21 protein-coding genes and 3 pseudogenes are annotated in these 25,650 nt (G+C 33.4%); 13 read left to right on the top strand and 11 right to left on the bottom strand.

What is annotated here, in order from left to right:
- Positions 1–56 precede the first annotated feature (56 nt).
- Together ACPWTF_RS20635 and ACPWTF_RS20640 are read left to right on the top strand one after the other, a co-directional pair.
- Positions 57–707, top strand: a complete 651-nt coding sequence (locus tag ACPWTF_RS20635) for an NUDIX hydrolase (protein WP_427872787.1) — start codon at positions 57–59, stop codon at positions 705–707.
- Positions 708–833: 126 nt separating this feature from the next.
- On the top strand, positions 834–1,643 hold the full coding sequence (locus tag ACPWTF_RS20640) for a lysophospholipid acyltransferase family protein (protein WP_095929938.1): 810 nt from the start codon (positions 834–836) through the stop codon (positions 1,641–1,643).
- A 211-nt stretch (positions 1,644–1,854) separates the two neighbouring features.
- Here ACPWTF_RS20640 and ACPWTF_RS20645 read toward each other — a convergent pair whose 3' ends face one another.
- The 3 genes from ACPWTF_RS20645 to ACPWTF_RS20655 form a co-directional block, all read right to left on the bottom strand.
- Complete coding sequence (locus ACPWTF_RS20645) at positions 1,855–2,487, bottom strand: hypothetical protein (RefSeq protein WP_427872790.1); 633 nt, start codon at positions 2,485–2,487, stop codon at positions 1,855–1,857.
- An 8-nt stretch (positions 2,488–2,495) separates the two neighbouring features.
- Entirely contained in the window at positions 2,496–2,990 is a 495-nt protein-coding gene (locus ACPWTF_RS20650) for an RNA polymerase sigma factor (RefSeq protein WP_008462500.1), read from the bottom strand.
- Between the two features lie 151 nt (positions 2,991–3,141).
- On the bottom strand, positions 3,142–4,203 hold the full coding sequence (locus ACPWTF_RS20655) for a DUF3810 domain-containing protein (protein WP_427872793.1): 1,062 nt from the start codon (positions 4,201–4,203) through the stop codon (positions 3,142–3,144).
- Positions 4,204–4,381: 178 nt separating this feature from the next.
- Here ACPWTF_RS20655 and ACPWTF_RS20660 point away from each other — a divergent pair.
- A pseudogene (locus ACPWTF_RS20660) lies at positions 4,382–5,843 on the top strand (aminoacyl-histidine dipeptidase).
- 302 nt (positions 5,844–6,145) lie between these two features.
- Here ACPWTF_RS20660 and ACPWTF_RS20665 read toward each other — a convergent pair.
- From ACPWTF_RS20665 to ACPWTF_RS20675, 3 genes and pseudogenes are all read right to left on the bottom strand, one after another.
- Complete coding sequence (locus tag ACPWTF_RS20665) at positions 6,146–6,928, bottom strand: carboxypeptidase-like regulatory domain-containing protein (protein WP_095929943.1); 783 nt, start codon at positions 6,926–6,928, stop codon at positions 6,146–6,148.
- A gap of 252 nt (positions 6,929–7,180) precedes the next feature.
- Positions 7,181–9,099 (bottom strand): annotated as a pseudogene (locus ACPWTF_RS20670) (DEAD/DEAH box helicase).
- Positions 9,100–9,303: 204 nt separating this feature from the next.
- Positions 9,304–9,882 (bottom strand): non-canonical purine NTP diphosphatase, encoded by a 579-nt coding sequence (locus ACPWTF_RS20675; RefSeq protein ID WP_427872795.1) that lies wholly within the window; start codon positions 9,880–9,882, stop codon positions 9,304–9,306.
- A 76-nt stretch (positions 9,883–9,958) separates the two neighbouring features.
- On the opposite strand from ACPWTF_RS20675, the gene ACPWTF_RS20680 reads away from it, so the two are divergent.
- A complete protein-coding gene (locus ACPWTF_RS20680) occupies positions 9,959–11,737 on the top strand; it encodes an ABC transporter ATP-binding protein (RefSeq protein WP_095929946.1) in 1,779 nt (592 codons plus the stop codon).
- Here ACPWTF_RS20680 and ACPWTF_RS20685 read toward each other — a convergent pair.
- Positions 11,718–12,101, bottom strand: coding sequence for a DUF2809 domain-containing protein (locus ACPWTF_RS20685; protein ID WP_427872798.1), 384 nt, complete (start codon positions 12,099–12,101; stop codon positions 11,718–11,720). The two genes, ACPWTF_RS20680 and ACPWTF_RS20685, sit on opposite strands and share 20 nt — an antisense overlap.
- Positions 12,102–12,280: 179 nt before the next feature.
- Here ACPWTF_RS20685 and ACPWTF_RS20690 point away from each other — a divergent pair, with 179 nt between their 5' ends.
- From ACPWTF_RS20690 to ACPWTF_RS20705, 4 genes are all read left to right on the top strand, one after another.
- The gene (locus tag ACPWTF_RS20690) at positions 12,281–13,255 is read left to right on the top strand and encodes an integrase core domain-containing protein (protein WP_427871829.1); all 975 of its coding nucleotides are present in this window, start codon (positions 12,281–12,283) and stop codon (positions 13,253–13,255) included.
- Between the two features lie 322 nt (positions 13,256–13,577).
- Positions 13,578–14,756, top strand: a complete 1,179-nt coding sequence (locus tag ACPWTF_RS20695) for a glycoside hydrolase family 88 protein (RefSeq protein WP_427872800.1) — start codon at positions 13,578–13,580, stop codon at positions 14,754–14,756.
- A 6-nt stretch (positions 14,757–14,762) separates the two neighbouring features.
- Positions 14,763–15,170 (top strand): hypothetical protein, encoded by a 408-nt coding sequence (locus ACPWTF_RS20700; protein ID WP_427872802.1) that lies wholly within the window; start codon positions 14,763–14,765, stop codon positions 15,168–15,170.
- Positions 15,171–15,434: 264 nt separating this feature from the next.
- Entirely contained in the window at positions 15,435–15,866 is a 432-nt protein-coding gene (locus ACPWTF_RS20705) for a hypothetical protein (protein ID WP_427872804.1), read from the top strand.
- 50 nt (positions 15,867–15,916) lie between these two features.
- Here ACPWTF_RS20705 and ACPWTF_RS20710 read toward each other — a convergent pair whose 3' ends face one another.
- On the bottom strand, positions 15,917–17,431 hold the full coding sequence (locus tag ACPWTF_RS20710; RefSeq protein ID WP_427872806.1) for an FMN-binding glutamate synthase family protein: 1,515 nt from the start codon (positions 17,429–17,431) through the stop codon (positions 15,917–15,919).
- A gap of 36 nt (positions 17,432–17,467) precedes the next feature.
- Positions 17,468–18,247, bottom strand: a complete 780-nt coding sequence (locus tag ACPWTF_RS20715) for an NYN domain-containing protein (protein WP_379797922.1) — start codon at positions 18,245–18,247, stop codon at positions 17,468–17,470.
- A gap of 200 nt (positions 18,248–18,447) precedes the next feature.
- Here ACPWTF_RS20715 and ACPWTF_RS20720 point away from each other — a divergent pair, with 200 nt between their 5' ends.
- The 5 genes and pseudogenes from ACPWTF_RS20720 to ACPWTF_RS20740 all read left to right on the top strand — a co-directional run bounded on the left by ACPWTF_RS20720 (position 18,448) and on the right by ACPWTF_RS20740 (position 23,925).
- Complete coding sequence (locus tag ACPWTF_RS20720; RefSeq protein ID WP_250835402.1) at positions 18,448–18,897, top strand: RrF2 family transcriptional regulator; 450 nt, start codon at positions 18,448–18,450, stop codon at positions 18,895–18,897.
- A 20-nt stretch (positions 18,898–18,917) separates the two neighbouring features.
- Positions 18,918–19,445, top strand: a complete 528-nt coding sequence (azu, locus tag ACPWTF_RS20725) for an azurin (protein WP_427872809.1) — start codon at positions 18,918–18,920, stop codon at positions 19,443–19,445.
- Between the two features lie 99 nt (positions 19,446–19,544).
- Positions 19,545–21,777 (top strand): annotated as a pseudogene (locus tag ACPWTF_RS20730) (nitric-oxide reductase large subunit).
- 27 nt (positions 21,778–21,804) lie between these two features.
- Positions 21,805–22,536: an iron-sulfur cluster repair di-iron protein gene (gene ric, locus ACPWTF_RS20735; protein WP_427872811.1), complete on the top strand. Its 732-nt coding sequence runs from the start codon at positions 21,805–21,807 to the stop codon at positions 22,534–22,536.
- 165 nt (positions 22,537–22,701) lie between these two features.
- Complete coding sequence (locus ACPWTF_RS20740) at positions 22,702–23,925, top strand: hypothetical protein (protein WP_427872813.1); 1,224 nt, start codon at positions 22,702–22,704, stop codon at positions 23,923–23,925.
- A 320-nt stretch (positions 23,926–24,245) separates the two neighbouring features.
- Here ACPWTF_RS20740 and ACPWTF_RS20745 read toward each other — a convergent pair whose 3' ends face one another.
- Together ACPWTF_RS20745 and ACPWTF_RS20750 are read right to left on the bottom strand one after the other, a co-directional pair.
- Positions 24,246–24,842, bottom strand: a complete 597-nt coding sequence (locus tag ACPWTF_RS20745) for an SCO family protein (RefSeq protein ID WP_427872815.1) — start codon at positions 24,840–24,842, stop codon at positions 24,246–24,248.
- Between the two features lie 17 nt (positions 24,843–24,859).
- Positions 24,860–25,639 carry a formylglycine-generating enzyme family protein gene (locus ACPWTF_RS20750; protein ID WP_427872817.1) on the bottom strand — a complete coding sequence of 260 codons (780 nt, stop codon included), beginning with the start codon at positions 25,637–25,639 and terminating at the stop codon, positions 24,860–24,862.
- Positions 25,640–25,650 lie beyond the last annotated feature (11 nt).

Below are 25,650 nucleotides of genomic sequence, written 5' to 3' on the forward strand. Positions count from 1 at the left end.
GCGTTTTCTGGAGTATATTTATGATTTATTTGAAAATACAAAAATAAGCTTTGATTATGAATTTTCAAGACTTTTTGAAATATGTTCCCAATATAATTCCGCTAGAATTACCAGCAGTGACGTCACACTTAAAAATGGCTCCAAAAGAGCGTATAGAGGGATTAAAAAATCTTGATATTGATGCATTAAACGCCAGAATGGCGGGAGTAATGATGCTGTTTTATCCAAAACAGGAAAAAACACATTTGGTTTTGATTGTTAGAAATGCTTATGATGGAGTTCATTCTGCTCAGATAGCATTTCCAGGAGGAAAATATGAAAAGGAAGATATAAATTTTGAAACTACCGCACTTAGAGAAACACATGAAGAGGTTGGAGTACCGAGGGATAAAATAAATATAATTAAACATTTTTCTCCGATGTATATTCCGCCAAGTAATTTTTTGGTGCACCCTTTTTTAGGAATTGCTACAGAAGAACTTTCTTTTTATCCTGATATAAGAGAAGTAGCTGCAATTATTGAACTGCCTTTGTCTGTTTTTTTAAATGATGATATAATTATTGAAGCCAGATTATCAACTTCTTACGGAGCAAATATCTTAGTTCCTGCCTTTAATATTCAAAATCACGTTGTTTGGGGTGCCACAGCAATGATTTTGAGTGAATTGCGCGATGTTTTGAATGTCGCTATTGCAAAAGAAATTTAATAAAGTTTATTTAATGATTTGATATTCATTTGGATAACTGTTATTTGGAGAAATTGTTTTAAAGTGTTGCTAAAAGAATAATTTTTGTATGTTTGCGACCTAACAAAAAAATAAGATAAATTAGTTATGGGATTGTTTAAACGAAATCCTTTTGGGCACATATTATTCATCAAGAAATGGTTAATCCGAGTTCTCGGTGCCATGACTCATAGAAGGTATAGAGGTTTTAATGAATTGCAGATTGAAGGGTCTGAAATTATTAAAACACTCCCAGATACTAATGTTTTATTTATATCCAATCACCAGACTTATTTTGCTGATGTTGTAGCGATGTTTCATGTTTTTAACGCGAGTTTATCGGGGCGTCAAGACACTATTAAGAATATTGGCTACTTGTGGCAGCCCAAAATGAATATTTATTACGTAGCAGCCAAAGAAACCATGCAGGCTGGATTACTGCCAAGAATCTTAGCTTATGTTGGCGCAATTACCGTTGAGAGAACTTGGCGTGCTAAAGGTGTTGATGTTACAGAAAAGCGTGATGTAAATCCAAACGATACAGAAAACATTAGAATTGCTCTCGAAGACGGCTGGGTTATTACTTTCCCTCAAGGAACAACAAAATCATTCAAACCAGTTCGTAAAGGAACAGCTCATATTATCAAACAGCATAAACCAATTGTTATTCCTATTGTAATTGATGGTTTCCGTCGTTCGTTTGACAAAAAAGGACTTCGAATGAAGAAAAAAGGAATTCTACAATCCTTCATTATAAAAGAGCCTCTTGATATTGATTATGAAAACGATACTATCGAACAAATTGTAGAAAAAGTAGAATATGCAATCGAACAACACCCTTCATTTTTAAAAGTTATTCCTGCTGAAGAAATCAAAGCACAAGAAGAACTGAATAAATTAAGACGTTGGGATTACTAAAAGTTGGTTTTATTTTGTTTCAAGTTTAAGGTTTCAAGTTTGCTTTGTCTGGCTGAGCGAAGTCGAAGCCTAACGTTGTTCCCTTCGACTTCGCTCAGGGTGACAAATCGATTTTGTATCAGGTTTATGGTTTTAGGTTTCAAGTAGGAAAAACTTTGTCCCTTAAAGAAAAAACTTAGAACCTTAGCATCTCAGAACCTTAGAAACTTTTTCAAAAATCTATCTTCTTCAACTCTTTATAATTAGCGTACAATCTGCGTAAAAGTGTTCCGTAAATAATTCGGTAAAAACACCAGAATAATCCAAAGAAACCTAAAATTACAAGGAATAATATTCCTATAGTAACAAACATGGCTTTTCCGTTCATCGCTAATTTTTCTCTAAGAAACTCCATATCTGGATTGTAAACAAAAGCAATAAAGAAGCTTAAAATTGCTGTAATTACAATCATTCCGAGATTATACCAAACATAATATTGTACTGTTTTTCGGGTCTTTAAAATAGCGCTCATCAATGATTTTGTTGCTATTGTGGTCGAAATTGTTCTGTAGTTTTTGTAGAAAATGTAAACAAAAATCAATACTACAACATAATTAAAGTAGGTTAGAAACTCTAAAGCTGTTACTATTTCAGGATGATTCATTTTTCGCAATACATCATCTGTATTGATAAACAAGTTGGAAAAAGTCCAAAACGAAATCTCCACAATACTGATGATTAAAATCCATTTTACAATTGAAGATGATTTTCTATGAATCATCTTATAGATTTCATTTTCAGAAATTTGTTGAAAAGAAGCAGAGTTCTTTTGCCAGTCTTTTTTTAGTAAATCCAGTTCTTTCATAATAATTTTTAAGGATTTAGTATTTTTTTAAGTTTCCCTTTAATTCTGTTCATTTTCACGCGTGCATTCACTTCGCTGATTCCTAAAGTTTCAGCTATTTCTTGATAATCTTTGTCTTCTAAATACATAAAAACTAATGCCTTTTCGATGTCATTTAATTGATAAACTGCCTTATACATCAGCTTTATCTGTTCCTCTTCTTCATAATTATAGTCAACATCTTTTACAAAATGCTGATGATTTTCATAATCTACGGTCGATATAGTTCTTTTGGTTTTTCGGTATAAGGTAATGGCTGTGTTTAAGGCAACGCGATAGGTCCAAGTCGAAAATTTACTGTCGCCTCTAAATTTTGGATAAGCTTTCCAAAGCTGAATGGTAATCTCTTGAAACAGATCTTTATGAGCATCTTCGCCAGCAGTATATAATCTACAAATCTTGTGGATTATATTCTGATTTGCCTGCAGCTGCGCAACAAATGACTGTTCTAGATTTTCACTCATAATGTATTAGTAGTTATGAAATCATTTTTGTTACAGTTGAGTTTTATTTTTTGCCACAGATTGAACAGATTTTCACGATTTTCTGTTTTTAGGCTAGCGATTAAAAGAGATTAGAAAATCTTTTCAATCATTTAATCTGTGGCAAAAAAAGCTATAATTCTCTTGTTTTGTAGTAATTAATCGTCAAATCGATGAACTTACTATAGCTTTTCATTCCATCTTTTTGGTTATTTGTTTTTAAAAAACTATCCCATAGAAAATGAAAACCTTCATCTATAAATGTGTCATATTTTTTCCAGAAATCTTGGTCTTCTTGATAGTTTTTTAAAATTCCGGTATTTATTTGTTTCTTTAGTATTTCAAAAATTTTCTCGTTTTTAAACTGCCAGATTCCTAGACAATAGCGTAATGCAAAACTATATCCTGCATATTGATAATATAAATTGTCATTTTTGACAGAAGCTAAAAGGCCAATAAAATTGCATTCACTTTCACTTGCAAAACCAATCTGATGTGCCATTTCATGAGATGTAGTTAGTGGAAAAGTGTACATTGGCAATAAGTCGTTAATTTGCGCTTCGTTTGTAAATGGATTTAAATAACCGCCAAATCCCATATAAGTTAAAGGAAGGCTGAACAATGATTTTTTTACACTTAATGTTTTGTATTCAAAATAAGGGTGTTCTTTCGCTAAATTATCATAACCGTTTAAAATCATGTTAAATGACTCTTTCTGTGAATATGGAAAGACAATTTTAGAGCTTTTATTTTTTGTGATTTGAAACTGAACTTCATTCGTCTTTGCAATTAATCTTTTAGTGAAAGCCAAAAGATCTGCATCAGTATATTCTCTCTTGATTTCCATTTTCTCAAAAAGAGGTTTACGATAATAATTGAAAGCCCAAAGCAAGTGAAAGAAAAAGTAAAAAACAGAGATTTTACCTAGGATTTTAAGAAGATGATCCTTCCAATCTGTTTTCCAAGTTTTTCTGATTTTCCAAAACCAAGTAATTATGGAAATCATTAAAAGAGCATAAATAATGTCGCCGACAGAAAAAGGAATTTTACCTAAGATTGTTCTTGAAAAATGAGAAATTCTAACGAATAAGTTTTTGCTGTAAAAGCCCTCCACAAAATCTGGAAAGAATGGCAGGATTTTATAAAAGATAATTTGAACTAAGAGAAATAAAGGTAAAACGTATTTTGATTTCACAGTATAGTTTTTAGATACGTAAATATAAACACAATATTATTATTAAAAAAAAGGATTGTATTTGTAGGATTTGATTTTAAGAATTTGGATTCGTGCTAATTCCTCAAATTTGTGCTCAAAAAAAGTTGAAACTTTGTAACTTTGGGACTCTTAATTGTTAAACATCAAACAAAATATAATGAGTCAAGAAATTAGAAATCTGGAGCCTAAAGCACTTTGGAATAAATTCGCAGATTTAAATGCTGTTCCTCGTCCGTCTAAAAAAGAAGAGCGCGTAATTGAGTTTATGAAGAACTTTGGAAACAGCTTAGGTTTAGAAACTTTCGAAGATGAAATCAGAAATGTAATCATCAGAAAACCGGCTACTCCAGGAATGGAAAATCGTAAACCAATCGTAATGCAAGGGCATTTAGATATGGTGCATCAAAAAAATGCTGATACAGTTTTTGATTTTGATACGCAAGGAATCGACATGTATGTGGATGGTGACTGGGTTCGCGCGCGCGGTACAACACTTGGAGCTGATAATGGGCTAGGAGTGGCGACTATTATGGCTATTCTAGAAAGTAAAGATATTCCGCATCCTGCAATTGAAGCTTTATTTACAATTGATGAAGAAACAGGAATGACAGGTGCTTTAAACCTAAAAGGTGGTATATTACAAGGTCAGATTTTATTGAATTTGGATACAGAAGAGGATGATGAAATTGATATTGGATGTGCTGGTGGAATTGACGTAACCGCAACTAGAACCTATCATGAAGAAGAGGTTCCGGAAGGTTCTGTTGGGTATACAATTACAGTAAAAGGCTTAAATGGCGGACATTCAGGAATGGATATTCATAAAGGTTTAGGAAACGCTAATAAAATTATGAACCGTTTGTTGTTTGATGCATTTGAAAACTTTGGTTTACAAGTTGTAGAGATCAACGGAGGAAGCCTTAGAAATGCAATTCCGAGAGAAAGTGTTGCAAAAGTGGTTATTTCTCAAATGTTTGATGAAGCTTATGTTTATGATATGCAGGAAATTATTTCTGATATCAAAGCAGAATATAAAACAACCGAGCCTAATTTGACTATTGAAATCGTAAAAGGCGATTTGCCTGAAAAAGTGATGGATTTAGGTGTACAGGAAGGAATTATCAGAGCGATTTATGCAGCTCAGAATGGAGTTTACAAAATGAGCGCTGATATGGCCGATTTAGTTGAAACTTCAAATAATATTGCTCGCGTCGTTATTAAAGATGGAGAAATCTTGGTAGGATGTTTAACACGTTCTTCTGTTGAATCTTCAAAATTTGATTTGGCAAATTCTTTACGTTCTGCTTTTGAATTGGTTGGGTGTGAAGTGGAGCTTTCTGGTTCTTATCCAGGATGGACACCAAATGTAAATTCTGAAATTTTAGAAGTCTTAAAAGAGATTTACGAAAAGCAAAATGGAGAACAGCCTAAAGTTGTGGCTTGCCATGCAGGTTTAGAGTGCGGAATTTTAGGAACAAATTACCCTGATATGGACATGATTTCTTTCGGTCCGAACAATTCACGGAGCGCACTCTCCAGACGAAAGAGCAAGTATTTCTTCTGCACAGAAATACTGGAAATTTGTGTTAGAAATCCTTTCTAATATTCCAGTTAAATAATATTAGTATTCAGTCGCAGTCTCGGTAATCAGTTTAGAAGAACTGTAAACTGAGACTGTAAACTGAGACTAAAAATTAATCCCTCTTAGGAGTATTTTTCTTTTCTCTCTTTTCTTCTTTCTTTTCTTTAGCCGTTTTTAACGGTTCTTTTTTTGCTGTTTTTTTAGCGTCTTGACCTTTTGCCATAATATTGATTTTGCTGTTTTGTAAGTAAATGTAAGGTTTTTAAAATCCGAAACGCCAAAAAAATCCCCAATTTTAAAAATTGAGGATTTAGGTGTTCTTTTATTGGTATTAAAAGTTTAATTGCGTTTTAATACTTTATATTGTTCATAACAAGCGCTGATTGCGTCCATAATCTGAAGATCATTTGCGGTCTGGATGAAAGAATCGGAATAGTTACAGCGATGCATAATTTCAGGGATTTCATCTTTGCTGACTCCTAATAATACGGCAACTGTTTCACGATCGTATTTTGATTCTAACAGCGTTCTTACCGTATCATCTTTTTTCATTTCCTTCAGCTTCTTGAGTTCTTTACCATTTTTCCCGAAGAAATTATAAAGCATATCGGCAGGGTTAAAGATCGAACCGAGGACTTTTCCAAAAGCATTTGGAGCATATTCTCCAGCTTCATAACCTTGTGTAAGTCCCGAAATACTGTAACGATAGTTTTCTTTTGTTGGAATTAATTTAGAATCAATTTCAAGATATCCTGTCAAAGAGAAAGGAGCAATAACAACTTCTTCCAAAGCAATTGCTTTTTCTGTAAGCTGAATTCTAGTCACTTTATTCTTAATCCAGTCATTTGTAACTCTAATTCTTAGCGATTGAAATCCTAGAATAGAAAAATGAAGTGTATCGTTTACTTGCACGTCAATTTCAAAATACCCTTTTTCGTCAGATTTTGCACCGCGCACTTTGTTGGTGTTAATGATATTTACGCCAGCCAGTGGTTGTTTGCTGTCGTCATTAATAACGTAACCTGAAACTCTTTGTGGAACTGTTGGCTGTGCATCTTGCGTATCTTGTGCAAAACCAATGTTGGCGAGAAGTGTAAAAAAGAAAACTGCGAAATATTTCATATCCTGATTTAAAGCACTAAAAGTAGTAAATCGGGATTAAATATCTCGTAGTCTTGGAATTTAATTATAAGAAAATTAACAAAGGCTGCAGTATTGCTTTTTTTGTGTTAAATAAAAAGGGAAAGAGAAGATTGTATCCTGTTGTTTTGGATTGTAAAACTATTTATAAAGTATGAAATTATGGATATAAAAAAATCCCAACTTCCAAGTATGTCTGGAATTTGGGATTTTGTATTTTAAGAAATTAAATTATTAATCTCTTCTAGATCTTCTTGGTCTTGAGCTGTCGCCGAAGTTTTCAGAACGTCTTGGTGCTCTATCTGAACCACCTTCGCTTCTTGGTGCAGAACTTCTGAAACCACCTTCTCTTCTAGGAGCTGAGTTTCTATCACCTCTAAAACCTCCTTCACGAGATCCACCTTCGCGTGATCCACCGTCTCTAGAAGAATTTCTATCACTTCTAAATCCGCCTTCACGTCTTGGAGCGAAGTTTCCGTCTCTTCTTCCAGAATCGCGTCTTCCGCCACCACGGTTGTTGTGATCACGTCTTCCACCACCATCATTTTTAGAAATCTCAACATTGATACGGCGACCTTCTAATTGAACGTTGTTTAAAACATCCATTACTTTATCAGTAAATTGAGGATCAGTATTAAAGAATGAGAATCCTTCTTTTACGTCAACTTTAAAGATATCATCACGACCTAAATCTAATGTTTCTTTCAAGTAATCTTTTAATGACATCCAGTCGAAGTTGTCTCTAGAACCAATGTTCACGAAATAACGAACTGCTCCATTATTGCTGAATTCTCTTGGTTCAGAATCACCTCTTTCGCGTCTGTCTGAAGATTGAGTAGAAATATCTCTGTTCTTTTTGTAGTATGCGATGAAACGGTTAAATTCTACTGATACCATTTTTTTGATCAATTCTTCTTTAGATAAATCTTCAAGAACATTGTTGATTGCTGGTAAATAGTTGTCAATTTCGTGATCAACCTCAGTATCTTTAATTTTGTTTGCTAAGTGTAACAACTGAATTTCGCAGATTTCAATTCCAGATGGAATCGTTTTTTCTTCGAATTTCTGTTTGATGATTCTCTCGATAGAAGAAATTTTACGTAACTCGCTTTTTGTAACAATTACAATAGAAGTACCTAATTTTCCAGCTCTACCAGTACGGCCGAACGGTGGTTGTATGTTTCAATTTCGTCAGGCAATTGATAGTTAACAACGTGAGTTACGTTATCAACGTCAATACCACGTGCAGCAACGTCAGTAGCAACAAGCATCTGAATTTGTCTTCCACGGAACGATTTCATTACACCATCACGTTGCGCTTGAGATAAATCTCCGTGTAACGCAGCGGCGCTATATCCATCTTCAATTAATTTTTCAGCTACAGCCTGTGTATCTCTTTTAGTACGACAGAAAACTACAGAGAAAATATCCGGGTTAGCATCTGCTAAACGTTTTAGAGCTTCGTAACGATCACGAGCATTTACTAAGTAAAATTCGTGAGAAACTGTTGCAGAACCTGAGTTCTTAGCACCAACAGTAATTTCAACCGGTTCGCTCATGAATTGTTTTGCAATTCTGGCAACCTCTTGCGGCATAGTTGCAGAGAACAACCATGTGTTTTTTTGATCTGGTGTATCTGATAAAATAGATACGATGTCTTCATAGAATCCCATGTTCAACATCTCATCAGCTTCATCCAAAATACAGTAATCTATATTTTTAATGTTAACTAAACCTCTGTTAATCATGTCTTGCATTCTTCCTGGAGTAGCCACAATAATTTGTGCGCCTCTTTTAATCTCTCTAGCTTGCTCTGTAATACTAGCCCCGCCGTAAACTGCTACCACATTAATACCTTTTTCGTATTTTGAGTAGTTTTTAAGTTCGTTGGTAATCTGTAAACAAAGTTCTCGTGTTGGCGATAAAACTAATGCTTGTGTGTTTCTATTGTCAGCATCAATTTTTTGAATTAGCGGAAAACCGAAAGCTGCCGTTTTCCCTGTCCCTGTCTGAGCCAACGCAACCATATCTGTGTCTTTTTCCAATAATAGGGGAATCGCCTTTTCCTGTACCTCTGACGGATTTTCAAATCCTAGATCTAAAATCGCCTTCAGTAACGATTCATTCAATCCTAATTGTTCAAATTTATTCATATATGTATTTAAAATAGGGTGCAAAATTACTGTTAATTATTCAGATAAACTAATGCAATTTCAAGAATTATGTATTTGTTATGATTTGATTATCAAAAAGTTACGATTTTGGTAAAATGATTTTTTACAAAAAATCTAGAATTTGCCCCAAAAACACGTCTGAAAATGTAAAATTTGAGCTTTAAAATGTTGTATTTGAAACAATTATTTTGTGGTAGTCAGGAAATCAATTAGTTGCTGAACTGCTTTTCCGCGATGTCCAATGGTGTTTTTTACTTCCAACGGCAGTTCTGCAAAGGTTTTGTCAAAATTTTCAGGTTTAAAAATGGGGTCGTATCCAAAACCATTTGTGCCTGTTTTGGTTAAAGTAATTTCTCCTTTTGCAATCCCAGTAAACAAATATTGTTTTCCATTTAGGTTTAAAGTTATAACAGTTTTGAACTGAGCGCTGCGATTTTCTTCATTTTTTAAAGCATCTAAAAGCTTGTTCATGTTGTCGTCTGCATTTTTTTGCTCGCCTGCATATCGTGCAGAATATACTCCAGGTTCTCCATTTAAAGCATTTACTTCTAGACCTGTATCATCTGCAAAACAATCATACCCATATTTTTGAGTTACATAATCTGCTTTTAAAATCGCATTTCCTTCAATTGTATCTGCAGTTTCTGGAATGTCTTCAAAACAATTAATATCTTCTAAACTTAATATTTTAATGCTTTCTGGAAGCATACTTTGAATTTCTGCGATTTTATTTTTGTTGTTTGAAGCGAAAACGAGTTTCATAGCATTATGTGTTTAAATGATTTTCAACACAAATTTAGAATTCTTATATTTGATATGTTAGCTAAAATTCAAATAAATGCAATTATCAGTACTTTATAAAAAAATCTTGCCTTTTGTAAAGCCGTATAGAAAAATGGTAATTGCAACTTTACTGCTAACTTTCTTGGGTTCGTTTGCAGCACAGGTAAATGCTGTAATTTTAAAATATACTGTCGATACTATAAATAATTTGATGGTAGCGCACGAACCATTATCCAAAGGATTTCATTTACTTGGTATAATTAGTATTGTTTTGTTAACTAAAGAACTGGTGAATTCGGTAGTTCAATTTGGACAGAAATTCTACGGAGAAAAACTCCGCATCTTTATAACCCGTGACATTTCTCAAACCATAGTAGAAAAAATTCTAAGCTATCGAATGGAATTTTATACTTCAGATGAAAATGAAAGTGGAAAACTGCAGACTAGAATTGATGCCGGAATTAGCAGTTTAACCAGATTGGTGCAAAACTTCTTTATTGATATTCTGCCATTATTTGCTAACGCTTTTGTGGCTTTGGTAATTATGTTCTATGCCAATGTTTATGTAGGTTTGGTAAGTTTGTGCATTATCCCGATTTATTTTTATATCAGTCAATTGCAAGCAACGAGATTGAGCGGATTCCGACGAAGAATGCGTAAGTATCGCGAAACTAAAAATAACGGAATCATCAGTTTAATTGAATCGATAACAGTAATTAAGTCTTTTGTGCGTGAATCTACAGAAGCTGATCGTCATGAAAAGATTCAGTTTGAAATGACCGAAAATCAGCTACAAACCCGAAAAACCAGTTTTATTTTTGAAAGTATTAAAAGCTTTGTTGAACAGATAGGAGTAGTAATTATAATTATTCTAACGGCTTATTTTGTTTTGAATAATCAAATGACAATTGGTGCGATTATGTTTCATATTATGCTCTTTAATAATGTTTCATCGCCAATTAGACAATTACACCGAATTTATGACGAGGTAAATGATGCATTAATTTATTCTGAAGGGTTCTTTGATATTTTAGAAGCAGAGCATGAGACAGAAACTAGCGGTAATTACATCCCAGAAAAAATTGTTGGATTAATAGAAGTGAAAAATGTAGATTTTGTATATCCAAACGGAACTCAGGCACTTTATGATATTAATTTCACTGTAAAACCAAATGAAACCACTGCTTTGGTCGGATTAAGCGGAGCTGGAAAAAGTACCATTATTAATTTATTGGATAAATTTTACTTGCCTTCAACTGGTCAGATATTTTTGGATGGAGTTGATTTGGTTGAATACAATACCGATTTTCTGCGCAAAAATATTGGTTTGGTGCTTCAGAAAAATCACATTTTTAAAGGCACAATTTTAGAGAATATTTTATATGGAAAACCAGAAGCTTCAAAAGATGAAGTTATAGAAGCGGCAAAGCAAGCTTATATTCACGAGCAGGTTATTCAATTGCCAAAAGGTTATGATTCTGATGCGCATTTACTTTCAGGCGGCCAACAGCAGCGAATAGCGATTGCTAGATTGTTTCTGAAGAATCCGCCAATCATTTTTCTTGATGAACCAACAGCAAGTTTGGATGCCATTGCAACAGAACAAATTAAAAAGTCTCTGGATGCTATCAAAAAAGATAGAACCGTAATTATAATATCGCACAGTATTTCTCAAATTATCGACGCTTCTAATATTATCGTTTTAGAAAAGGGAAGATGTGTCGAAAAAGGAACTCATGACGAATTGTATGATAATAAAGGAACGTATCATCAAATATTCATGGCAATGGCCAACAGCTTAAACATTGAAAAAATTACACAGACTTTTGACTGAAATAATTCAAAGTTATTTTTTCAAAAACAAAAACCACAAGAATTCCAAAAGTATAAGCCAGAATATCTTCCCAAAGAAATCCTTGGCCTAAAACATATCTTCCAAAAAGTGTTTTTCTAAGTGCTACAATCCAATCGGCTTGATATAATTGTAGAAATTCAATTCCATAACAAATCAATAAAGAAAGGCACGCAATTGCGAAAGCATTTTTGAAAGGAAGAAATATCCGAACCAGAAAATATATCATGACAGCGTATAGAAAATCGCCAATCCATAAGGGGATAAAAGAGATTTTTCTAGAAAGGATTCCAAGGAAAATGATGCTTAGAAAAACTAGGAAATAGGTAATTCTGGTTTTGTTCAAGTTGAGATTGGTTTTAGTTGAAGCAAATGTATATAATCAGTTGTAATTCCTCTTTGTCAAAGTTTAAAAACAAGAGTGTAACAAATTTTAGTTTTACACAGAATAGCCACAATTTTTGTCATTTCTGTAAAGGTTAGATAATTCGGTAACAAAATTTAACTTTAATAAATTTTGTTGCGATGAGAAATAACAGTCAGGATTCGACATTAGAGAGAAACTATTTAGAGAAATATCGTTTTTTAATAAGAGAATACGAGCAGGTAAAAAACAAGACTCATCCAGTGCATAAAAAAGCAATGGATTTTTACACAGCAAATGATACCTGCCGAAAAAGTTTTTTAAAGTATTATAACCGCTATAAGCAAAGTGGTAAGGCTGTAGATTTATTGCCTCAAAAGCGAGGTCCAAAATATAAAACCAGGCGCCCTTTGCCTTTTATAGAGCAAAAAGTAGTTGAATTAAGAGAAAAAGGAAACAACAAATATGAAATTGTTAGTATCTTAAATCCCAAATTAGGAAAACATACACCATCATATTCTGGAGTTTATAATATTTTAAAACGGCATAAAATAAATAGATTAACTCCGAAGATTAAAAAGAATCATCAGAAAATAATCAAAGAAAGAATGGGACAGCTGGGTCATATTGATTGCCATTACTTAAGTAAAAGCATAATTCGCGGAGAAAACAAAAAACTGTATTTAGTCTGTGTAATTGATGATTACAGCCGGATTGCCTGGGCAGAATTGGTTCCCGATATAACCAGTTTAACCGTAATGTTTGCTTCATTAAAATGCTTAAATATTCTAAGCAGCCATTATGAAATAAAATTTGAAGAGTTATTATCTGACAATGGAGCTGAATTTGGAATTAAAACAAGCAAGGTAAAAAATCAGCATCCTTTTGAAAGAATGCTTATGGAACTTGGGATCGTACACAGATACACCAGACCTTACCGTCCGCAGACAAATGGTAAAGTAGAGCGATTTTGGAGAACTCTGGAAGAGGATTTATTACGAGATACTGACTTTGATTCTCAAGAAGAACTAAAAGAGGAACTGTTGCAATATTTATATTATTACAATCATGAAAGACCACATCAGGGAATTGATGGAAAAAAGCCAATTGAAATGATAAATCCGTTACCGAAATAAGTAACTTTTACAATTTCGACGAAGGAGAAATCTTCACAAGTAACTCCGCACAGAAAGTCCAATCTTTGTAGAGCTTCTTACAGAGATTTCTCCTTCGTCGAAATGACAAAAATGCGTAAAAAATAACTTTATGGTTTATTTTTTATCAAAGTACCTCATAACCTTGGTTTTGAATTTTGACAAAGAGGAGAGAGGTAGACAGCAGGAATAAACGTGAATGAAATAGTACATCAATAATCCACTTTTAGGTACCAAAAAATACAAAACTCAATTAGATTCACTTTATTTCCTAAATTTATCGATTAAACAAACTATCAACCACATGAATGCAAAATTTTTTACTCTGATTGCAGCTTTGTTTTTTCTAGGAAATCAAGGTTATTCTCAGAAAGACAAAACGTTTAATATTAAAAAACAGTTAGGCTATTGCGCAGAGCAAGCTTCTAAAACACTACAAGTAATTCCAAACGACGGAACTTCTCCGCGAACAGTTCCAAACGGAAGCAAAGAATGGAAATTTGTTGGCTATAAAGACTGGACAAGCGGATTCTGGCCTGGAGAATTATGGTTTTTGTATGAAGCAACTAAAGATAAAAAATGGAAAAAAGAAGCCGATAAATTCAGTCGTTTTTTAACGCCATTATCTGTTAGCAAAGCCGGTGATCATGATTTAGGTTTTCAGGTTTTTAATAGTTTTGGAAACGGATATAGATTGACTAAAAATCCAGAATACAAACAAATTATATTAAGAACTGCAGATACATTGGCAACACTTTTTAATCCGAAAGTGGGAACCATTCAATCTTGGCCTCATAACAAAATGGGAGGGCATAATACTATTATTGATAATATGATGAATTTGGAGCTTTTGTTTTGGGCTTCAAAAAATGGAGGAAGTAAAAAATTATACGATATAGCAGTTAAACATGCCGAAACTACAATGGCTAATCATTTTAGACCAGATAACACTTCTTATCATGTTATAATCTATGATTTCGAAACTGGAAAAAAGATAAAAGGAAGAACAGCACAAGGATATAGTGATGACAGTATGTGGGCGCGTGGACAGGCTTGGGCGATTTACGGTTTTACAATGACGTATAGAGAAACAAAAGACGTTAAGTTTTTAGATTTTGCCCATAAATTGGCCCGTGTTTATTTGGATAAATTAACTACAGAAGATTTAGTTCCGTATTGGGATTTTAATGCGCCAAATATTCCGAACGAACCTCGTGATGCTTCGGCGGCGGCTATTGTCTCATCTGCGCTTTTAGAGTTAAGTTCGTATACAAAAGACAAGAATTTAAAAGCTGAATATTTGACAAAAGCCAAAAAAATGATCGTTTCGCTTTCAAACGATTATCAAAGTCATGATGTGAATTCGGCATTTTTATTGCATTCAACGGGCCATAAACCTGCAGGAAGCGAAATAGATTGTTCTATTAATTACGCAGATTATTACTATCTTGAGGCATTATTAAGACTTCAAAAAATAAAATAGAATATTATGCTAAAGAAAATAAGCCAGATTGCCTTTGCAATAATGATGGTATTGACACTTGTCAGCTGTAAAAATACCAAACAGAAACTTCAAGAATATGTTGTTACGTACAACAAAAACATTGCTCCAAGTTTTAGAGCTGAAAATGTAACGCTTACTACGGCAAGAGGTTACATTAATGATAATAAAATTGAATTGCGATTTGAAACTGGCTTAGACCAAAATGAAGGCAATAAATTAGCTTCTTCTATATCATTTGTAAGATTGATAAGATCAATGATTGAAAAAGATCAGATTCCAAGGCAATTAATAGAAGAGGGAGTTCAATTTGATGTTTACTTTTTAGCAAATGATAATACTGTTTTAGATAAAGAGGTGCTCACAGGAGAATCTCTTAAATATATTTTGAAATAATAGATCGATTAAAAAAAATAAAATATTTTTAAATTCTTACATATTGAAAGTCTCTTTAAAGTTTATTTAAAGAGACTTTTTTGTATTTACAGCTAAAAATTAAAATTTAAAATAGCGTTTTCATTCTTACAAATATTTGTATTTTACAAGTATAAACGGTTTGCATTCAAAGAATTACATATGTCTTTTTTATAAATTCATATTGGTTTTATGTTATAAATTAATTATGTTTGAGTTAAAAAATAACTATTAAACCAAAAAATTATGAAAAAAATTACCCAAATCGCATTTGCAATTGCTTTTGCATTATTTTTAGTAAGCTGTAAAAACACCAAGCAGAAAATTCAGGAACATGTAAGTAATTACAATAATTCTGTTTCTATAAAAGGGAGCGGTATTACGAGTACATCGGCAAAAGCTTTTCTAAATGACAATAAAATCGAAATTAGAATTGAAACCAATTTGGAAGAAAACGATGCAAACAAATTAGCCTACAAAGAATCTTTTCCAGATTTATTAAAAGAGATGATCAAGAATGACCAAATTTCATCTTCTCTTATTGCTGAAGGAGTAAAGTTCGACGTCTATTTCTTAGCTTATAATAATGCTATTTTGGCTCAAGAAGTAGTAGATAAAGAAGAATTAGCGGTTTTGGAAGGAAATACCAGTGCAGGTAAAGAAACAGCGAAATTATAATTGAAAAACTTAGGTAAAAAAAAATCCTCTTCAATTGAAGAGGATTTTTTTTATGAGAATTGAGTAACGTTTTTCAAATTATCAGGGAAATAGAGTTCAGATAAATTGGTAAACTCATCTCCACGCATAAAAATGTTGATATCAACATCGGCAAATGACGTTTTTCCGGCAGCAGCTAAAAGTTCATTTGCAGAATGAAGTGTATTTTTATGAAAGTGAAATACCCTTTCTGATTTATCTGTAACAACCAAACCTTTCATCAACATTTTGTTTTGAGTTGCCACTCCTGTTGGGCATTCGTTATTATGACAGCGTAGAGCCTGAATACAGCCTAACGAAAACATAAATCCTCTCGCACTATTACACATATCTGCACCCAAAGCAATTGCGTGTAAAATAGAATATCCAGAAATAATTTTCCCGCTTCCAATAATGCGCATTTTATCGCGTATACCTAAACGCACCAATGTTTTATTCACAAAAATTAAAGCAGGCTCAAAAGGCATTCCGACACCATCTGCAAACTCAAGCGGAGCCGCTCCAGTTCCGCCTTCTGCACCGTCAACAGTTATAAAATCTGGATAGGTGTCTTCATTGATCATTTCCTGGCATATAGCTTCAAATTCGGCTGTATTTCCAATACATAATTTAAAGCCGATTGGTTTGCCATTAGATAGATCACGTAATTGTTTGATAAACTGAATTAGTCCGTTAGCATCAGAAAAAGCATGATGCCCAGGAGGAGAAAGAATCATGGTGTGCGGTACAACACCTCTAATTTTAGCAATCTGTTCGGTGTTTTTCTTAGCTGGAAGAACACCTCCATGACCTGGTTTTGCACCTTGAGAAAGCTTAATCTCAATCATTTTTACGTTTGGAAGATTTGCTTTTTTTGAGAAGTTTTCGGGACTGAAATTACCTTCGGCATCTCGACAGCCAAAATAGCCTGTTCCAATCTGCCAGGTAATATCTCCGCCGCCTTCAAGGTGAAACTCAGTTAATCCGCCTTCACCTGTATTTTGGTAGAAATTCCCTTTTTTCGCACCAATATTTATGGCACGAACCGCATGCTCGCTCAACGAACCAAAACTCATTGCGGAAACATTAAATAAAGAAGCGGAATAAGGCTGTTTGCAATCTTTTCCGCCAACTAAAACGCGAGGCAATTCTTCGTTTACTTTTGCTGGAAAGATAGAATGTTTTATTCCTTCGTAACTTTCTGTATTTAAGTTTAATTGAGTCCCAAAAGGCGTACTCGAATCAATGTTCTTAGCTCTTTGATATACCAATGAACGCTGGTTTCTAGAAAAAGGTTTTCCGTCTGTAGATCTTTCAATAAAATATTGCTGAATCTCAGGTGCGATCATTTCAAATAAATATCTGAAATAACCCAGAACAGGAAAGTTCCTTAAAATGGCGTGTTTTTCCTGAGAGGCATTGTAAGCTCCGACAATTAGCAAAAGCGGAATAATAAATACGAGTAAATAACCTCGTCCAGTGTAATAATAAATTGCAGCAACAATTAGAAACAATAAGAATCCGTAAATAAAGAATTTTTTTCTCATGTTTTTAAAAAATTAAATAGGTAATAAATGCGATAATTAGTTGAATCTTAAACGTACATAAACGTGTTTGATTCCTTTTTTGTCTGATTCTCTTTCGTCGATTTCCAAAATATCAGTTAATGATTTAAGCATTGGCGTTAGTTTAGAAAAGCCATAATTTCGAGGGTCAAATTCTGGTTTTTTCTTCACAATCAGATTTCCGACATCTCCTAAAAATGCCCAGCCATCATCATCTTCAATATCTTCAATGGTAGCTTCAATCAGTTCAATAGTCTGTTTGTCAATTTTATGAAGTGCTTTTTCAGCCGGTTTTTCAATTGGTTTTTTGGTATCGGCAGCAGCTGTTTTAGGTTTTTTCTTTTGAATTGCTCCATCCAAAACCTCAATGTAAATAAATCGGTCGCAGGCAACAATAAACGAACTTGGTGTCTTCTTTTCGCCTATACCAATTACTTTCATACCCGATTCACGAAGTCTCACAGCAAGACGCGTAAAATCGCTGTCGCTAGAAACAATACAAAAACCATCTAGTTTTCCAGAATAAAGCAAATCCATTGCATCAATAATTAAAGCAGAATCTGATGAATTTTTTCCAACGGTATAACTATATTGTTGAATAGGAGTAATAGCATGTTCTAATAAAACGCCTTTCCAGCCATTTGCATTAGGTTTTGTCCAGTCGGCATAAATCCTTTTCGTAGTGGGTGTTCCCAATTTTGCAATTTCTTCCATCATGCCTTTTACATTGCTGTATGGCACGTTGTCTGCATCAATAAGGACAGCCAGTTTTAAATCTTTTGAATTGCTTAAAGGCATTTGTTAAATATTTAAAATTTAGTACTCTCAAAGTTAAAATTAAAATTGGGTTTTATAAGAATTCAATGATGAATATGTGTAATTATTAGTACTAATTAGTTTCATTATAAATAATATTTAATACATGGGAAATTAATTAAAGATAAATTTGTCTTTTATGTAAAACCTTTCTATCTTTGTCAGGAATTAATTAAGGATGTATGTTTTCAAAAGCGTGTGAATATGGAATAAGAGCTTCAATATTTATTGCAACTAAATCTTCAAAAGGGATTAGAGTTGGGATAAAAGACGTCGCGAAAGAGATTGATTCGCCAGAACCCTTTACAGCCAAGATTATGCAGATTTTAACCAAAAATGGCATAATTAATTCGACAAAAGGAGTAGGAGGCGGATTTGAAGTTTCGCCAGAGGCAGCAAAATCGATTAAATTAATTCAGATTGTAGATGCTATTGATGGAAACAAAATTTACAGTGGCTGCGGAATTGGATTAAAAGAATGCTCAGAAGAACATCCTTGCCCGGTTCATCACGAGTTCAAGAAAATACGTGGACTGCTGTTAGAAATGCTTAAAAATACAACTTTAGAACAACTAGCTTCTGATGTAAAATCGGGAGATTTCTTTCTCAAAGCGACAAATGCGAACAATTAATATTATTAAATATCTTAAAAATGAATACAAAAACCAAAATTTCAGTATTAATCCTAATGGGATTTTTAGCAGTTACTTCTTGTGGTAAAAAAGAAACAGCTCCAGCTGAATCAACAGAAACAACCGAAACATCTACCGAAGGTGAACCAGCTCCAACAGCTGCTCCGACAGAGGAAAATGTTTTAGTTATTGAAGGAAATGACCAAATGCAGTTTAATACAAGTGAATTGAAAGCTGTTGCTGGAAAACCAATCAAATTGACTTTGAAACACGTTGGTAAAATTCCGAAAGAAGCAATGGGACACAATTTAGTGATTTTACAAGAAGGAACAGATCAAGCTGCTTTTGCTTTAAAAGCTAATGATGCCAAAGCAACTGATTATATTCCAGAATCTGAAAAAGCTTCGATCATTGCACACACTAAATTAATTGGTGGTGGAGAAGAAGATACAATCGAGTTTACAATTGATAAAAAAGGATCATACCCATTTATTTGCTCTTTCCCTGGTCACGTAGCCATGATGAAAGGTATGTTAATTGTTGAGTAAATAATATAAACTCCAAATGCTGTAAATAGGTTTGGAGTTTTTTTAAAAACAAATAAAAGATAATTTTGTCTTTTATTAATCAATTTCCCCCCAAGAGAAATGAAAAGAGAAAAAAAATTATGGATAGTTTTTGCATTGGTAATGAGTATATCATTTGCCGTGCTTGGTTATTACGGTTACGAGATTTATCAGCAGGCACCGCCAGTTCCAAAAGAAATAGTAACCGATTCTGGTAAAGTTGTCTTTAGCGAAAGCGAAATTAAAGACGGACAAAATATCTGGCAAAGTATAGGTGGCCAGGAAGTGGGATCTATCTGGGGACACGGCGCCTATGTGGCCCAGACTGACCGCAGATTGGCTTCATAGAGAGGCTGTTTTTATATTGGATATCTACGCAAAGAAAGATTTTAACCAGAAGTATGATGAATTAGATGCCGAAAAACAATCGGCTCTAAAGGTTCGTCTTCAGAAAGATTTAAGAACCAATAGATATGATGCTGAAACAGGAGTGCTTACCATTTCTGAAAACCGTTTGGCTGCGATTGAGTATTTAAGCGAGTATTATAAAGGTCTTTTTACAAATGATCCTCAATTTGATAAGTTGAGAGAAGAATATGCGATTCCGAAAAACTCTATTAAAGATGTGGAGAGAATGCATAAAATGAATGCTTTTTTCTTCTGGGGAACTTGGGCAACCGTTACCAACCGTCCTGATGGAGATATTTCGTATACACACAATTGGCCGTCAGATGAATTGGTTGGAAATACCGCCACTACAGAGCTTTTAGCTTGGTCTGGAGTAAGTATTATTTTATTGATTTTAAGTGTTGGAATCTTAGTTTTCTATCATGCAAAATCTGGCGAAGAGGAAGAATTTCCGCTTCCAAAAGAAGATCCGCTTATCAAGCAGGGCAAAACCAAATCTATGGGATTGGTAACCAAATATTTCTGGATTGTGAGTCTGCTAATGGTTTTACAAATGGTTTTCGGAATTATTACCGCGCATTATGGAGTGGAAGGAAATGGTTTATACGGAATTCCGATTGACAAAATTCTGCCTTATGCTGTAACACGAACATGGCATACACAATTGGCTATTTTCTGGATCGCAACGGCTTGGTTGGCAACAGGACTATATATTGCTCCAGCAGTTTCGGGTAAAGATCCTAAATTTCAGTGTTTTGGTATCAACTTTCTGTTTATTGCGCTTTTGATTATTGTTTTAGGCTCAATGGTTGGACAATGGTTTGGAGTGATGCAAAAACTGAATTTGGTTCAGAATTTCTGGTTTGGCCATCAAGGTTACGAATATGTTGATTTAGGTCGTTTCTGGCAGATTTTTCTTTTAGTGGGATTGTTCTTGTGGCTGGCTTTAATGATTCGTCCTTTGATTCCGGTTTTAAAGAAAAAGACAGAAGAAAAAAACTTAATCATATTGTTCTTAGTTTCTTGTACTGCAATTGCCATGTTTTATGGAGCTGGATTAATGTGGGGAAGACAGACCAATTTAGCTATTGCTGAATATTGGAGATGGTGGGTAGTGCACCTTTGGGTTGAAGGATTCTTTGAAGTATTTGCAACAGTTGTAATCGCCTTCTTGTTTGTTCGTTTAGGATTATTAAAAACGAAAACGGCGACTTTAAATGTGCTTTTTGCAACCATTATTTTCATGTCTGGAGGAATTTTAGGAACATTCCATCACTTATATTTCTCTGGAACGCCAACAGCAATTATGGCTTTGGGAGCAACATTCAGTGCTTTAGAGGTGGTTCCGTTGACTTTAATCGGATTTGAAGCATATCAAAACTATAAAATATCAAAATCAACGAAATGGATTGCCGATTACAAATGGCCTATTTACTTTATGATTTCTGTTGCCTTTTGGAATTTCCTTGGAGCCGGAATCTTCGGATTCATTATTAATCCGCCAATTGCATTGTATTATGTTCAAGGTTTAAATACAACGCCTTTACACGGACATACCGCATTATTTGGAGTTTACGGAATGCTAGGAATTGGTCTGGTACTATTTGTACTAAGAAGTTTATACCGAAATGTAAGCTGGAATAATAAGCTGTTAAAAATTACTTTCTGGTCTTTAAATATTGGTTTATTCCTAATGGCAATTCTAAGCTTATTACCAATTGGAGTTTGGCAGGCAATTGAAAGCATCAATCACGGAATGTGGTACGCTCGTTCATCAGAATTAATGCAGCAGCCAACAATGATTACTTTAAAATGGCTTCGCGCTATTGGAGATTCTATTTTCGGAATCGGATTTATTACAATGGCTTGGTTTGTATTTGAACTGACATTAAAAAACAAAAAATAAAACACACAAAATATAATACAGATTATCATGGAAAATTTAAAAAACAAAACAATAGGTTCGTTTGTAGCTGAAGATTTTAGAACGGCTGCAGTATTTTCAAAATATAGAATAGATTTTTGCTGCAAAGGAAACCGAACAGTTACTGAAGTATGCGAAAAACAAAATATTGATGCCGATACTTTATTAGAAAATGTATTGCAAGTTGTACAATCAGAAAATAACGGAAGTATTGATTTCAACTCATGGCCATTAGATTTATTGGCAGATTATATCGAGAAAACACATCACCGTTATGTGGAAGAAAAAACAAATGTTTTGCTTCCTTTTTTAGATAAATTATGCAAAGTGCACGGTGCAAATCATCCAGAATTATTTAAAATAAATGAACTGTTTATTGGCTGTGCAGGAGAATTATCTCAACACATGAAAAAAGAAGAATTGGTTTTATTTCCATTTGTAAAAAGGATGGTAAAAACTAAAGATTCTGATGGGATTTTATCTCAGCCATCTTTTGGAACCGTTTCAAATCCGATTGCGATGATGATGCACGAACATGATAATGAAGGAGAACGTTTTAGAGAAATTGCCGAATTGACAAACAATTATACTGCGCCAGCAGATGCCTGTACTACTTATAGAGTAACTTTTGCTATGCTGAAAGAGTTTGAAGCAGATTTACACAAACACATTCATTTGGAAAACAATATTTTATTTCCAAAAGCTGTGACTTTAGAAAAAGACTTTGTTGAAGTAGAATAAAGGTTAATTTTAATAGTTTGAAAACATCGGTAATAATCTTTTAAAATGATAATTATCGGTGTTTTTTTTAAACCATATAAGTAATATAAGTTCATTTAAAACAGACTTATAATTTCTTATATTACTTATATGGTTTAATAATTTTATAGGTTTAAAAGTTGCAATATGAATTCTCAAAAAGCTTGGATACTTTGCTGTTTTTTTAATTTTCTGATTGCCTGTGTTTTTGGATTATTAATGCGGTTTATTTATTTGTTTTCATTAGATTTTTTGAACTATAGTTTTCTACTTCATGCGCATTCGCATGTTGCCATGTTAGGCTGGGTTTATATGATCGTTTATGTTTTGGTTGTTCATTTTTTTATTCCGAAAGAAAAAAGCCAGAAACCAATTTATAACCGTCTTTTTTGGCTGACAGAATTTTCAGTAATCGGAATGATGATTACTTTTCCAATTCAAGGTTATGCTTTGTTTTCGATTGTATTTTCAACCATGCATATTTTGCTGAGCTATGTTTTTTGCCGTTTGGTTTGGAAAGATTGTTTAAGAGATAAATCACCATCGCAAAGACTTTTGTCGGTTTCGATTCTATTTATGGTTTTATCTACTTTTGGAGTTTGGTGTCTTGGTCAGGCGGTGAGCACGTTAGGAAAACAAAGCGCTTTTTATCAGATTGCGATTCAGTTTTTTCTCCATTTTCAGTTTAATGGCTGGTTTATATTGGCAATTTTAGCTTTGTTTTTAAAACAATTTCAAAATAAAATTGATGAGGTAAAGTTTAAGAAGTTTTACGTTTTAATAATTATTTCTACACTGCTGACAGTTTCTTTTCCAGTGCGATGGTTTATAGAAAATGATGTTTTAAGTTATATTAATGTTTTGGGAGTTTTGATTCAGCTAGGAGCTTTTATTTATTTCTATAAAATGTTGCAACCGCAAATAAATTATTTCAAAAGTACTTTAGATAAATCGACTAAAATAGTTTATGGTTTGGCATTATGTTCTTTGTTTTTGAAAGTAGGAATTCAATTGCTGACTATTTTCCCAAACTTAGCTGAAGTTTCACATCAAATTAGAAGTTTTGTTATTGGATTTATTCATTTAACGACTTTGGGAATCATAACTGGATTTTTGTTTGGAATTCTTCTTCAAAATAAAATGCTTTCTGCCAATTCTGTCCTATTAAAAATAGGAGTGAAGGTTTTTATTTTGGGATATATTTTGACAGAAGTTTTGTTGTTTCTTCAAGGTTGGTTCTTCTTTTTTGGAGAAGGAAGTATTCCAGGATATTTTCAAAGTATTTTGATTTTTAGTATTCTTTTGGTTTTGGGATTGGTTTTAATAATGGCATCACTAGTAAATTTTCGTTCCAATAATTTCAACAAATAAGTTCCGGAGGAACGATATATTTATAAAAGAGGGATGATATATTGTAAAGCTTCGGAGAAGCAAAATATTTATAGAAAACGTTTGGCGAAGATAAAAAGCTCCAGCGGAGCGACATATTTATAGAATCATATTAGGATTGTAATTTGTTAACCTGATAAATATTTCGCTCCGCTGGAGCTCTCTATGTGGGTAATTTAGATTTTTCTATAAATATTTCGCTTCTCCGAAGCTTAACTTAGCTTTTTAGATAAATAAAAAACAAGAGTCAACTTTATTTCTAAACTTGCTCTTGTTCCTTACTAATTAACCTATTTAAATTTCTATATTTTTGCCGCTTCTAAGTTTATGGTTTCAATTGTTTTTTCATTATTAACTCCTAAACCTTCTTGCTGAAATACCAATTCTCCTTCTGGATTAAAAACGCTGATAATATTAGAGTGCGAAAAATCTATTGGAGAGATTTTTTTATAATTGACAGCCAAAACTGCCGCAAACTCTCTTGTATTTTCTTCAGATGAACGAAGGAAAATCCAAGGTTCTTGATTCATTTTATTTTCAATTGCAAACGATTTTAATCTTTCGGGTGTATCTGTATTAGGATCAATACTAACCAAAATCAATTTGACATGTTGTTTCGTCTTTTTCTCCAGTTTTGATTCTATATCCCGCATATCGGCAACTAATCTAGGGCAAGCCGATTTGCAACTGGTATAAATCATCACCATTACCAAAACATTTCCTCTAAGTGATTTTAATTCAATATCTTTTCCATCTTGTGTTGTCCATTTAGAAGGCAGGTTGTAAATTGATAAATCGCTGATTTCCTTTTTTGTTTCTGCTTTTACTTCTTTTTTATCAGACTCTTTGCAACTGTAAAGCGAGAATAAGAGAAGAAAAGCAACTGCTATTTTTTTCATTATGAAATAATTTTAAATTAGATTTTCGGTTTTGTCGTGCTGGCACATCTAAATCCAAGATTTCGTGTAGAATACTGTGCTTTCAAGCTTCCTCTGAACGCATATCTCATAAATGCGGCATAATCCATTAAATCGGACGCATTTACAGAAGCGCTTCCGCAGAAAAGATTTTTATCGGTGCTTTTATCTTTTCTCGACTCTCCTGATAAAAAGATACTGTTAAAATCAGAAGTCCATTCCCAAACTAAACCGTGCATATCGTAAACTCCCCAATAATTTTTAAAAGTTTTTCCAATTTCATTTTCATACGTTCTCGATTTCTCATACCAAGACAAAATATATTCGTTGAATTCTTTTTTGGTTCGCGCATCGATTTTTCTGGTGTTGGCCATTGCTACATATTCCCATTCATCCATTGTCGCTAATCGTTTTCCTTGACATTCACAGTACTTTTTTGCTGCAAACCAAGATACACTTGTTACTGGCGATTTAGGATTGGCATTTCCAAAATGAAAATCATTTGTCCAATAAGACAAATAGCTTTTATCAGCGAAAATTCCTTTAATCTTAGATTTTTGATAAGAAGGATTTTTTTTGACAAATTCTAAAAACTCGCTATTGGTTACAGGATAAATGTCTATGTAAAAAGGTTTTACTATAACAGGTTTTTGAGAAACAGCTCCATAAAGAGGGACATAAGATCCCTCTTTTATGAATGCCATCCCTTTTTCCTGAGCCTTCATGACACTAACCGCAGAGAAAAAGAAAATTGTAAGTATGAAAATGTATTTTTTCATTCTAGGAGTTT

It is taken from the genome of Flavobacterium sp. MMS24-S5 (genome assembly GCF_050320125.1).
Lineage (GTDB): Bacteria > Bacteroidota > Bacteroidia > Flavobacteriales > Flavobacteriaceae > Flavobacterium > Flavobacterium tyrosinilyticum.